10 protein-coding genes are annotated in these 12,109 nt (G+C 44.4%); 9 read left to right on the forward strand and 1 reads right to left on the reverse strand.

Features of this window, described 5'->3' with window-relative positions; genetic code table 11:
• Positions 1-10: 10 nt before the first annotated feature.
• Positions 11-487 (forward strand): DUF2947 family protein, encoded by a 477-nt coding sequence (locus ACRRS0_RS09690; protein ID WP_432453408.1) that lies wholly within the window; start codon positions 11-13, stop codon positions 485-487.
• An 84-nt stretch (positions 488-571) separates the two neighbouring features.
• On the opposite strand, the gene gltA is transcribed toward ACRRS0_RS09690, so the two are convergent.
• The gene (gene gltA / locus ACRRS0_RS09695) at positions 572-1,843 is read right to left on the reverse strand and encodes a citrate synthase (RefSeq protein ID WP_432453407.1); all 1,272 of its coding nucleotides are present in this window, start codon (positions 1,841-1,843) and stop codon (positions 572-574) included.
• Positions 1,844-2,245: 402 nt separating this feature from the next.
• On the opposite strand from gltA, the gene sdhC reads away from it, so the two are divergent.
• The 8 genes from sdhC to sucD all read left to right on the forward strand — a co-directional run bounded on the left by sdhC (position 2,246) and on the right by sucD (position 11,723).
• Positions 2,246-2,623: a succinate dehydrogenase cytochrome b556 subunit gene (sdhC, locus tag ACRRS0_RS09700; RefSeq protein ID WP_432453406.1), complete on the forward strand. Its 378-nt coding sequence runs from the start codon at positions 2,246-2,248 to the stop codon at positions 2,621-2,623.
• Positions 2,617-2,958 carry a succinate dehydrogenase, hydrophobic membrane anchor protein gene (sdhD, locus tag ACRRS0_RS09705; RefSeq protein WP_432453405.1) on the forward strand — a complete coding sequence of 114 codons (342 nt, stop codon included), beginning with the start codon at positions 2,617-2,619 and terminating at the stop codon, positions 2,956-2,958. The genes sdhC and sdhD overlap by 7 nt, the downstream gene beginning before the upstream one ends.
• A gap of 5 nt (positions 2,959-2,963) precedes the next feature.
• Positions 2,964-4,733, forward strand: coding sequence for a succinate dehydrogenase flavoprotein subunit (gene sdhA, locus ACRRS0_RS09710; protein WP_432453404.1), 1,770 nt, complete (start codon positions 2,964-2,966; stop codon positions 4,731-4,733).
• Positions 4,734-4,742: 9 nt separating this feature from the next.
• Positions 4,743-5,456, forward strand: a complete 714-nt coding sequence (locus ACRRS0_RS09715) for a succinate dehydrogenase iron-sulfur subunit (protein ID WP_432453403.1) — start codon at positions 4,743-4,745, stop codon at positions 5,454-5,456.
• A 121-nt stretch (positions 5,457-5,577) separates the two neighbouring features.
• Complete coding sequence (sucA, locus tag ACRRS0_RS09720; protein WP_432453402.1) at positions 5,578-8,379, forward strand: 2-oxoglutarate dehydrogenase E1 component; 2,802 nt, start codon at positions 5,578-5,580, stop codon at positions 8,377-8,379.
• A gap of 22 nt (positions 8,380-8,401) precedes the next feature.
• Positions 8,402-9,592: a 2-oxoglutarate dehydrogenase complex dihydrolipoyllysine-residue succinyltransferase gene (gene odhB, locus ACRRS0_RS09725; RefSeq protein ID WP_432453401.1), complete on the forward strand. Its 1,191-nt coding sequence runs from the start codon at positions 8,402-8,404 to the stop codon at positions 9,590-9,592.
• 92 nt (positions 9,593-9,684) lie between these two features.
• Positions 9,685-10,851 (forward strand): ADP-forming succinate--CoA ligase subunit beta, encoded by a 1,167-nt coding sequence (gene sucC / locus ACRRS0_RS09730; protein ID WP_432453400.1) that lies wholly within the window; start codon positions 9,685-9,687, stop codon positions 10,849-10,851.
• Positions 10,851-11,723, forward strand: a complete 873-nt coding sequence (sucD, locus tag ACRRS0_RS09735; RefSeq protein WP_432453399.1) for a succinate--CoA ligase subunit alpha — start codon at positions 10,851-10,853, stop codon at positions 11,721-11,723. The genes sucC and sucD overlap by 1 nt, the downstream gene beginning before the upstream one ends.
• The last annotated feature ends 386 nt before the right edge of the window (positions 11,724-12,109 follow it).

Raw genomic sequence — 12,109 nt, forward strand, 5'->3', positions numbered from 1 at the left:
TAGAATTATTATGAATTACATTTCTTTAACTGAACATAAAAAATCGTGGATCTTTAGTCGAGCCGATATGCCGATTAGCGAGCAAGATGCTATTGCGATAAAACCAATGACTGAAACTAGGGCGAGTATGCTGTGGAAAGAGTTAGTCAGTAAGCAAGTTGATCATCCTGATTTTTTTCGTAAGGGAGATTGGGCTTTCAGTATCGAAACTTGGCAAGGACAAGGGAACTGGGAGAATGTTTGGGACAGTGAACAAGCGAGTCTTCCTGAAGAATTAGTCACGCATTTACAATGGCAAGACAACACTGTGGTTTATTACTGTAACGATCAACGTCATATTATTGAAACGACATGGAGCACATTTCAACGTTGTTGGAAAAACTTCTTATTTATGGATGATGGCGCTCTGTTGATAGGAAAAAAGCGTAACGAGGTGGTTCAGTTCTTGGCGAACGGTAGTTTTCAGTGGGGAAGTAAGGCCAGCTAAGCATATTTGGTCTTTGATTCGAATAAAAAATCCGAGAACTGAGTCTCGGATTTTTGTGTATATTGATTAGACTAAAATAACAACTTACTTAAACGGCCGTTGAGGCTCACCGGTATAAAGCTGGCGAGGTCGACCAATCCGTTGAGTATCTTCTTCCATCATTTCTTTCCAATGGGCGATCCAACCCACGGTACGAGAAAGTGCGAAAATCACGGTAAACATGCTCACAGGAATACCAATCGCTTTCAGTACGATGCCTGAGTAAAAGTCGACGTTGGGGAACAACTTCTTCTCTTTAAAGTAAGGGTCGGATAATGCAATACGTTCCAACTCCATCGCCACATCTAATAGTGGATCATCAATGTTTAATTCATTGAGAACTTCATGGCAGCTTTCGCGCATTACGGTGGCTCGAGGATCGTAGTTTTTGTAGACGCGATGACCGAAGCCCATCAGGCGGAATGGATCATTTTTGTCTTTCGCGCGTTTAAGAAACTCTGGAATGCGATCAACCGAACCGATTTCTTCTAGCATATTGAGACAGGCTTCGTTAGCACCGCCATGAGCGGGACCCCATAAACAGGCAATACCTGCTGCGATGCAAGCAAATGGATTGGCCCCAGAAGAACCTGCCAAACGGACCGTTGAAGTCGAGGCATTTTGTTCATGATCGGCATGCAGCGTAAATATCCGATCCATCGCACGTTCTACCACTGGACTCACTTTATATTCTTCAGTTGGTACCGAGAACATCATATTGAGAAAGTTTGCAGCGTAGCTCAAATCGTTACGAGGATAGACAAAAGGTTGGCCTGCTGAATATTTGTAGCTCATTGCCGCGAGGGTTGGCATTTTAGAGATCAAACGGTAGGCCGCAATTTCACGGTGACGCACATTCGTGATATCCATAGAATCATGATAAAACGCAGATAGCGCACCAACAACACCGACCATGATTGCCATGGGATGAGAGTCACGACGAAATCCTTGGAAAAAGTGGATTAATTGTTCATGCACCATGGTATGGCGGGTAACAGTTGTTTTAAATCTTTCGTATTGCTCAACGTTTGGTCGTTCACCGAACAATAAAATGTAACAAACTTCAAGGTAATCGGCATGTTTTGCTAATTCTTCTATCGAGTAACCCCGATGTAACAAAATGCCTTTTTCACCGTCGATATAGGTGATTTTTGACTCGCATGAAGCAGTCGCTAAAAAGCCTGGATCGAAAGTAAAATAACCTTTCGAACCTAGAGTTCGAACATCTATTACGTCGTGTCCTGCGGTACCTGACATGATGGGCATTTCGTATGCATCTTGTCCTGGCAGCTTGAGGGTGGCTTTCTTATCAGCCATAGCATGTCTCCCTTGCTTATTCTAATTGTATTAATTTTTTTGGATACAAAGCGAGGTACATTCTGACCTAGAATGACTTCAATTGTCAATTGGCTGTTGTTATGATTTGTGGTTGTTTGTGTCGGATGTGTTAATATTTAGCTTTAATTCGGCTGTTTAGTTGCATTGAAATAGCTAAATGAAGGAAATGTTAATTGTATTTGTGTTATGTGGGCGTTATAATTCTTGCGAAGTATGGCGCTGGCACGAGCATTTTTTGCACAATGGAAATGTATTTTTTAGACTTTAGTCTAGTTTTAGAGCTTAAGTTCACAAAATTAACATTATCGCAACTCAATGCCCTATACTGAGCCTAACTTTATCATCATAATAAAACTCTAGGAACTGAGTGGGCAGAGAACCGTGAAAACAAAACAAAGACCAGTAAACCTCGACCTACAAACCATCCAACTTCCCATCACTGCCATTGCATCTATTTTGCATCGTGTTTCCGGTGTGATTACCTTTTTCGCCTTAGCTATTTTGTTAGGCCTGCTTGCCGAATCCCTTCAATCGGCAGAAGGTTTTGCGAATGTTTTGTCCATCATTGACAATTTCTTTGTGAAATTGATTCTATGGGCGAGCCTAAGTGCGTTGATGTATCACATTGTTGGTGGAATACGTCATTTCATTATGGATATGGGCTATTGGGAAGAGCTAGATACAGCATCTTCTAGCGCTAAAGTCTCATTCATCATCACCGCTGTATTGGCGTTGTTAATGGGAGTAATTGTATGGTAACTAATGCTGCAACATTTGGCCGGAGCGGAGTACATGATTTTATACTCATTCGCGCAACCGCCATCATCTTAACTTTATATACCCTCTATATGCTTGGTTTCATTGCGTGTACCGACGTGACTTACCAATCATGGAGTGGTTTTTTTGCTTGGCTCCCAACTAAGGTATTCACTTTGCTAGCACTCATTTCCATGCTGATACATGCTTGGATTGGTTTATGGCAAGTTTTGACCGATTACGTGAAATTTACAGCATTACGAATGGGTCTGCAGTTTTCTTTAACAGTACTAGCGCTTATTTATGTTGCTAGTGGCTTGTTCATTATTTGGGGGTAGGTCGAGTGGCCATTTCTATCAGAGAATTCGACGCCGTAGTGGTCGGCGCAGGTGGCGCGGGTATGCGCGCAGCTTTACAAATTTCTAAAGAGGGCAAGTCTTGCGCTCTTATTTCTAAGGTATTTCCGACACGTTCTCATACTGTATCAGCTCAGGGTGGAATTACTGTTGCTTTAGGCAATTCGCATAAAGATAACTGGCAATGGCATATGTACGACACCGTAAAGGGCTCTGATTATATCGGTGACCAAGATGCGATCGAATATATGTGTAATGTCGGACCGGAAGTGGTCATTGAACTAGAGAAGATGGGCTTACCGTTTTCTCGTTTTGATGATGGCTCCATTTATCAACGTCCTTTTGGTGGTCAGTCGAAAGAGTTTGGTGGTGAGCAAGCTGCACGGACAGCCGCTGCCGCAGACCGAACTGGTCATGCTTTATTACACACGCTTTACCAACAGAATGTAAAAAATAAGACGACGATTTTTTCCGAATGGTACGCATTGGATTTAGTGAAGAATGCTGATGGCGATGTGGTGGGTTGTACAGCCATGGATATCGAAAGTGGTGAAGTCGTTTATTTCAAAGCGAAAGCAACCGTATTAGCGACTGGTGGGGCTGGACGAATTTTTGCCTCAACGACCAATGCACATATTAATACCGGTGATGGTGTGGGCATGGCGCTACGAGCAGGCGTACCAATTCAAGATATGGAAATGTGGCAATTCCATCCCACTGGCATTGCTGGCGCGGGGGTTCTGGTTACAGAAGGTTGCCGTGGTGAAGGCGGTTACCTGCTCAATAAAGACGGCGAACGTTTTATGGAGCGTTACGCGCCTAACGCGAAAGACTTGGCTGGTCGAGATGTGGTTGCTCGTTCAATGATGACCGAAATTCGTGAAGGCCGTGGCTGTGATGGCCCCTGGGGTCCACATCTTAAGTTGAAGTTGGATCATTTGGGTGAGCAAGTCTTAGAAAGTCGTTTGCCAGGGATCTGTGAATTGTCTCGTACATTTGCACACGTAGATCCTGTGAAGGAACCCATTCCAGTGATCCCAACCTGTCATTATCAGATGGGGGGCATTCCTTGTAATGTGAATGGTCAAGCGATTAGGCAAAATGACAAAGGTGAAGATCAAATCGTAAATGGTTTATTTGCGGTTGGCGAAATCGCCTGTGTGTCGGTTCACGGTGCAAACCGCCTCGGAGGTAACTCTTTACTCGACTTAGTGGTATTTGGCCGCGCTGCGGGTAAATTCTTGGGTGAATACCTGAGCCGCGATATCGATATGGCTGATGCTTCAGAAGCAGATCTGGAAGCGGCAATGCAGCGTTATAATCGCTGGGAAAATTCGAGCCATGATGGTGAAGACCCAGTGCAAATTCGTAAAGACTTACAGCAATGCATGCAACTTAATTTTTCGGTGTTTCGTGAAGGCGAGTCAATGGCCGAAGGTTTAAAAGAGCTGCAAGAGATCCGTAAACGTTTGGAAAACGCTCGCCTCGATGATAAATCGGTAGACTTCAATACCCAGCGGGTTGAGTGCTTAGAGTTAGATAATTTGATGGCAACCGCTATTGCGACTGCTCATGCGGCTAATTTCCGTACCGAGAGTCGTGGTGCTCATAGCCGGTTCGATTACCCCGAGCGTGATGACGCACAATGGTTATGCCACTCTATATTTGAACCGAGCACTGAAACTATGGGACGTAGAGAGGTGAATATGTCACCCAATCTACGTGAAGCTTTTGAACCTAAAATTCGCACTTATTAGGAGGCGGCAATGAACGTTAACTTTTCTTTGTACCGCTATAATCCAGAAACAGATACAAAACCCCATATGAAGTCATATCATCTTGAGGTCCCTGAAGGCTCTGATATGATGGTGCTGGATGCATTAATTCAGCTGAAAGAACAAGATCCTAGCATTGCATTTCGACGTTCTTGTCGAGAAGGCGTGTGTGGTTCAGATGGGCTTAACATGAACGGCAAAAATGGTTTAGCCTGCATCACGCCTTTGTCAGATCTATTAGGTAAAGGTGATATTGTGATACGCCCGTTACCTGGCTTGCCTGTTGTTCGTGACTTAGTTGTCGATATGGGACAGTTTTATGATAATTATGCCCGTATTAAACCCTATTTAATCAGCGAACAGAAAATGCCTCCGGCTCGCGAAAATTTGCAGAGCCCTGAAGAACGTGAAAAATTGGATGGTATGTATGAGTGTATTCTCTGTGCTTGCTGTTCTACGGCTTGTCCTTCATTTTGGTGGAACCCTGATAAGTTTGTTGGTCCAGCGGGTTTGCTTGCCGCTTATCGTTGGCTGGCAGACAGTCGAGATACGGCGACTGATGAACGTTTATCAGAATTAGATGATGCTTTTAGCGTTTTTCGTTGCCATGGCATTATGAATTGTGTAAGTGTTTGTCCTAAGGGATTAAACCCTACAAAAGCGATTGGTCACATTAAGTCGATGCTGATCAAACGGGCTGTTTAGTAATACAGTTAATTTTTAATTAACTGGTTCTAAATAGCCATTTTACCTCGGTAGAATGGCTATTTTTTTATCAAACCCTACAAAGTCTAATATGACGCAAAAAGAAAGGGATAGCGTTTAAATGCAAAATGGCGTAATGAAAGCCTGGCTAGATTCCTCGCATTTAGCTGGTGCTAATTCGACCTATGTCGAAGATCTTTATGAGGCATTTTTAGAAGACCCTTCATCTGTATCTGAACAATGGCAGGCAGTATTTTCAGAGCTCCCTGCAGTCAACGGTGCAGTCGAAGACACCCCCCACGCTCCAATCCGTGATTATTTCCGCCGTTTAGCTAAAGATAATTCACGCTTTAGCTCACCGGTTGAAGACCCTCAGCATAGTGCCAAGCAAGTTAAAGTACTGCAATTGATTAACGCCTATCGTTTTCGTGGCCATCAGCATGCTCAACTTGATCCACTCGGTTTATGGCAGCAAGAGCGTGTAGCCGATTTATCTCCAGAGTTTCATGCCCTAGATAGCGCTGATTTTGAAGAAACCTTCAATGTTGGTTCTTATGCTATTGGTAAAGAAACGATGGCATTAAAAGACCTGCACAAATCTTTACTCAAAACCTATTGTGGTTCGATTGGTGCGGAATACATGCACATTACCGACACTGAAGAAAAACGATGGATCCAAAGTCGTTTAGAATCTGTTGAAGGTCAGGGTGAATTCACTCAAGAGGATCGGTTGCGCTTATTAAAAAGCTTAACTGCCGCTGAAGGTTTAGAGAAATATCTTGGTGCGAAATTTCCCGGAGCTAAACGATTTTCTCTTGAAGGTGGCGATAGCCTATTAGTGATGCTCAAGGAAATCGTTCGTTCTGCTGGGATCCAAGGTACTAAAGAAGTGGTTGTGGGCATGGCTCACCGAGGGCGCTTGAACGTTCTAGTTAATGTTCTAGGCAAAAACCCTTCAGAATTGTTTGATGAATTCGCCGGTAAGCATGATGAAAGTTGGGGCACCGGGGATGTTAAATATCACCAAGGTTTTAGCTCCGATTTTGAAACCCCCGGTGGTAAAGTTCATATGTCTTTGGCATTTAACCCTTCGCATCTGGAAATTGTTAATCCGGTGGTGATGGGGTCAGTTCGAGCTCGACAGGATCGTCGGGAAGGCGAGAACTGCTTACCAATTACCATTCATGGTGACTCGGCTATTGCTGGGCAAGGTGTGGTGCAAGAAACCTTTAATATGTCGCAAGCGCGTGGCTTTAAGGTGGGAGGGACTGTGCGTATTGTGGTAAACAACCAAGTTGGTTTTACCACCTCGAATCCTCGAGATACGCGTTCTACCCAATATTGTACCGATATTGCAAAAATGGTTCAGGCGCCTATTTTCCATGTTAATGGTGACGACCCTGAGGCCGTTGCCTTTGTTAGCCGTATGGCTTTGGACTACCGTAATACTTTTAAACGTGATGTGGTGATTGATTTAGTTTGTTACCGTCGTCATGGTCACAATGAAGCGGATGAACCGAACGCAACTCAACCTTTGATGTATCAACAAATCAAAAAACATCCGACGCCGCGTAAAGTTTATGCTGATTTGTTAATACAGCGTGGACAGCTTGAAAGCACCGATGCGACAGCGCTAGTCAATGGATACCGTGACCAATTGGATAACGGCGATTGCGTGGTTGAAGAATGGCGTCCGATGACACAGCACAGTGTGGATTGGCGGCCATATCTTGGGCATGAATGGGATATGGCTTACGATTCTAGTTTACCCATCGAGGATATTTATAGCTTGGGTGAGCGATTAACCACTGTACCAGAAACGCACAAGTTGCATCCGCGGGTTAAGAAAATTAATGATGACCGGATCTTAATGAGCCGTGGTGAGAAGGCGGTTGATTGGGGCTTTGCTGAAAACTTGGCATATGCCAGTTTATTAGACGCTAAGCAGAATATTCGATTTACTGGACAAGATTCTGGTCGTGGTACTTTCTTCCATCGCCATGCGGTGTTGCATAGCCAAAATGACGCTTCTACCTATATCCCACTCAAGCACCTATCTGAGCAGCAAGGGCACCTAGCCTTATTTGACTCGGTATTATCGGAAGAGGCTGTGCTCGCATTTGAGTATGGTTATACCACTGCAGAGCCCTCAACCTTAGTTATTTGGGAAGCTCAATTTGGTGATTTTGCCAATGGTGCACAAGTGGTGATCGATCAGTTCTTGTCTTCTGGTGAGCAAAAATGGGGTCGGATGTGTGGTTTAGTGATGTTATTACCTCATGGTTATGAGGGGCAGGGTCCTGAACACTCATCTGCGCGTTTAGAACGTTACTTACAGTTGTGTGCTGAACATAACATGCAGGTGTGTGTGCCTTCTACTCCCGCTCAGGTTTATCATATGTTGCGTCGTCAGCAAATCAGACCGATGCGTCGACCTTTAGTCGTGATGTCTCCTAAATCGTTACTGCGTCACCCTCTGGCGGTGTCTTCTCTGGATGAGCTCGCCAATGGTCAGTTCTGCAACGCGATTGATGAGGTGGATGAACTGGATCCGAGCCAAGTTCGTCAAATTGTCATGTGTTCAGGTAAAGTTTACTATGATTTGCTCGAGCAGCGTCGTAAAAATGAACAGACAGATGTTGCGTTAATACGGATTGAGCAATTGTATCCATTCCCAGAGCAAGATGTGAAACAGATTTTTGAGCAATATCAGCATGTTGAACGTTTTGTTTGGTGTCAGGAAGAGCCGCTTAATCAAGGTGCTTGGTATAGCAGCCAGCATAATTTCAAATCGGTTATCCCAGCAGGTGCAAATTTACGTTACGCTGGACGACCAGCCTCGGCGTCGCCAGCAGTGGGTTACATGTCCCTTCACTTGAAACAACAACGCGCCCTAGTTACTGATGCGTTGACCGTTGAATAATTAAGAATTAAAGGAAGCCTTAATGAGCATTGAAATAAAAGTGCCAGACCTACCCGAATCAGTAGCTGACGCAACCATCGCAGTTTGGCATAAGCAACCCGGTGATGCCGTCGCGCGTGATGAAGTGATTGTGGATATCGAGACCGACAAAGTTGTACTTGAAGTTCCAGCAATGGAAGACGGTGTACTTGAAGAAATTATCGAAGCCGAAGGGGCCACGGTATTAGGTCAACAATTAATTGGTAAAATGAAAGCGGGCGCGGTCGCAGGTGAAGAAGCGAAACCTGCAGAAACGGTCGTAGAGAATAAACAAAGTAACGAAGAGCTTTCTCCTTCAGTTCGCCGTTTGGTGGCAGAAAAAGGCCTCGATGCCTCTGCAATTAAAGGAACGGGCCCGAGTGGGAGAATTACTAAAGAAGATGTTGAAGCGCATGTCGCTAAGCCAGCAGCTGCATCAGCCCCTCAAGCTGTTAAAGCTCAAGCTCCGGCTGTCGCTCAACCACCATTATCCTCGCGCAGCCAAAAACGCGTGCCAATGACACGTTTACGTAAACGTGTGGCAGAACGTTTATTAGAAGCTAAAAACACCACTGCGATGTTAACGACGTTTAATGAAGTGAACATGAAACCGATCATGAAGTTGCGCAAGCAATATCAAGAGGTGTTTGAAAAACGTCATGATATTCGACTTGGATTTATGTCGTTTTATGTGAAAGCCGTGGTTGAGGCTCTAAAACGTTTTCCAGAAGTCAATGCATCAATCGATGGGGACGAGATTGTCTATCATAATTATTTTGATGTGAGCATTGCCGTTTCAACGCCACGTGGTTTGGTTACTCCAGTCCTTCGTGACTGTGACTTGCTGAGTGTTGCAGATATCGAAAAAGGGATCCGTGAACTAGCGATTAAAGGCCGTGACGGTAAGTTAACCGTTGATGAGCTGATGGGTGGAAATTTCACAATTACCAATGGCGGGGTGTTTGGTTCATTGATGTCTACACCAATTATTAACCCACCTCAAAGCGCTATTTTAGGGATGCATAAAATTCAAGATCGGCCAATGGCGGTGAATGGGCAAGTGGAAATTTTGCCAATGATGTACCTCGCATTGTCTTATGATCATCGTTTGGTGGATGGAAAAGAGTCGGTTGGGTTTTTAGTCACCATTAAAGAGTTACTCGAAGACCCAACTCGCCTGTTGCTAGACGTTTAACACAAGTTTGTTTTGGGCCTGATCTTCAGGCCCTATTTCGGAAAGGTGTATTACACCTCTAATGTATCCCCTAACACTATGGATAGAACATCATGAATTTGCATGAATATCAGGCCAAGCAATTATTTGCCGATTATGGCTTGCCAGTGCCAGAAGGTTACGCCTGCGATACCCCACAAGAAGCAGCTGAAGCTGCAGGTAAAATCCCTGGTTCAACTTGGGTTGTAAAATGTCAGGTTCACGCGGGTGGACGTGGTAAAGCAGGGGGCGTAAAAGTCACTTCTGATAAAGAAGAGATCAAAGCTTTCGCGCAGCAGTGGTTAGGCAAAAACTTAGTCACTTATCAAACGGATGCGAATGGTCAACCAGTCTCTAAAATTTTGGTTGAAGAAGCTTCCGATATCGCCAATGAGCTATATTTAGGTGCTGTTGTCGATCGCGCTTCTCGTCGAGTGGTTTTTATGGCTTCAACAGAAGGTGGTATGGAGATTGAAAAAGTCGCCGAAGAAACGCCTGAGTTGATCCATCAAATGGCAATAGACCCATTGGTCGGGCCTCAGCCATATCAAGCCCGCGAGCTTGCATTTAAATTAGGTTTAGTTGGGAATCAAATTCGCCAATTTACTAAAATCTTTATTGGTTTGGCTGACATGTTTACCGATCACGATTTAGCCTTACTAGAAATTAACCCGTTAGTGGTCACTGGTAGTGGCGACTTAATTTGTCTCGATGGAAAAATTAATATCGATTCAAACGCGATGTACCGTCAGCCTAAACTGCGTGAAATGCACGATGCTTCGCAAGAAGACGAGCGTGAGGCGCATGCTGCTCAATGGGAGCTTAATTATGTCGCTCTTGATGGTAGCATTGGTTGTATGGTGAATGGTGCTGGTCTTGCGATGGGAACCATGGATATCGTGCAATTGCATGGCGGCTCACCCGCTAACTTCTTAGATGTTGGCGGCGGTGCGACCAAAGAGCGGGTTACTGAGGCGTTCAAGATTATTTTGTCTGATGACAAAGTGAAAGCGGTACTGGTAAACATCTTCGGTGGCATTGTTCGTTGTGATTTAATTGCCGATGGTATTATTGGTGCGGTTGAAGAAGTTGGCGTGAATGTTCCGGTGGTCGTTCGCCTTGAGGGCAACAACGCTGAATTAGGAACCCAACGTTTGGCTGAGTCTGGCCTTAACATTATTGCAGCGACCAGCTTAACGGATGCTGCAGAGCAAGTCGTTAAAGCTGCGGAGGCCAAATAATGAGCATTTTAATCGACAAAAATACCAAAGTAATCTGTCAAGGTTTCACTGGTGGACAAGGTACTTTCCACTCAGAGCAAGCGATAGAGTACGGAACCCAAATGGTTGGCGGAGTATCACCAGGTAAAGGCGGTCAAACGCATTTAGGCCTACCGGTATTTAATACTGTAAGTCAAGCCGTACAAGCAACAGGCGCCGATGCAACTGTTATCTATGTACCAGCCCCATTTTGTAAAGACGCTATCTTAGAAGCGATTGCTGCTGGCATTAAAATCATCATTACGATTACCGAAGGTATTCCAACCTTGGATATGCTTGAAGTAAAAGTGAAGTTAGATGAAGCTGGGGCGCGTATGATTGGCCCTAACTGTCCGGGTGTAATTACGCCTGATGAATGTAAAATAGGTATTATGCCTGGCCATATTCATAAAGCGGGTAAAGTGGGGATTGTATCGCGCTCTGGTACGCTCACTTACGAAGCGGTTAAGCAAACTACCGATGAGGGCTTTGGCCAGTCAACTTGTGTTGGTATTGGCGGAGACCCCATCCCAGGTTCAAACTTTATCGACATTCTAGAAATGTTTCAGAATGATGCTAAAACGGAAGCCATCGTGATGATCGGTGAAATTGGTGGTAGCGCGGAAGAAGAAGCTGCCGCATACATTAAAGCGAATGTCACCAAGCCCGTTGTTTCTTATATTGCGGGTGTTACTGCGCCTCCTGGTAAACGTATGGGCCACGCCGGTGCGATTATTGCCGGTGGTAAAGGAACGGCAGCGGATAAATTTGCTGCTCTTGAAGATGCAGGTGTAAAAACAGTGCGAAGTTTAGCTGATATTGGCAAAGCCTTACGTGAAGTCACCGGCTGGTAATTTCTATTAATCTTATAAAGCGCCTAAGGGCGCTTTTTTTATGTCTCGAATCGTATGACTGACCAGTCATACCAATCTAATTCATTATATGATCAACTTATTGCACAGAATAAATCTGCCGATAACGAGGCATTAAGTGCAGTAACTAGTGGCTCTAATGACTCGATACATCACGCAGTTAGTGGTTATTTAGGTCAGCAAGAACGAAGTGATAATAAGTTTGATGGGTATCACGAAGAGGTTTATGCGAGTCATTCAGTTTCAAATGTCACATCACTTATTCTTAATATCACAATAAGTGATGTTAGCGAGCTGAATCACTTGATTTTATCAAGCGGATCAACAACGATGGGGTACACGGATGCAAATATAATAATCAATAGACT

The organism is Agarivorans sp. QJM3NY_29, assembly GCF_050870835.2.
Lineage (GTDB): Bacteria > Pseudomonadota > Gammaproteobacteria > Enterobacterales > Celerinatantimonadaceae > Agarivorans.

Coding starts and splice junctions, on each gene's coding strand:
- sucD (WP_432453399.1), top strand. CDS start 10,851: ATGAGCATTTTAATCGACAAAAATACCAAAGTAATCTGTCAAGGTTTC.
- sdhD (WP_432453405.1), top strand. CDS start 2,617: ATGGTAACTAATGCTGCAACATTTGGCCGGAGCGGAGTACATGATTTT.
- sucA (WP_432453402.1), top strand. CDS start 5,578: ATGCAAAATGGCGTAATGAAAGCCTGGCTAGATTCCTCGCATTTAGCT.
- odhB (WP_432453401.1), top strand. CDS start 8,402: ATGAGCATTGAAATAAAAGTGCCAGACCTACCCGAATCAGTAGCTGAC.
- sucC (WP_432453400.1), top strand. CDS start 9,685: ATGAATTTGCATGAATATCAGGCCAAGCAATTATTTGCCGATTATGGC.
- ACRRS0_RS09690 (WP_432453408.1), top strand. CDS start 11: ATGAATTACATTTCTTTAACTGAACATAAAAAATCGTGGATCTTTAGT.
- gltA (WP_432453407.1), bottom strand. CDS start 1,843: ATGGCTGATAAGAAAGCCACCCTCAAGCTGCCAGGACAAGATGCATAC.
- ACRRS0_RS09715 (WP_432453403.1), top strand. CDS start 4,743: ATGAACGTTAACTTTTCTTTGTACCGCTATAATCCAGAAACAGATACA.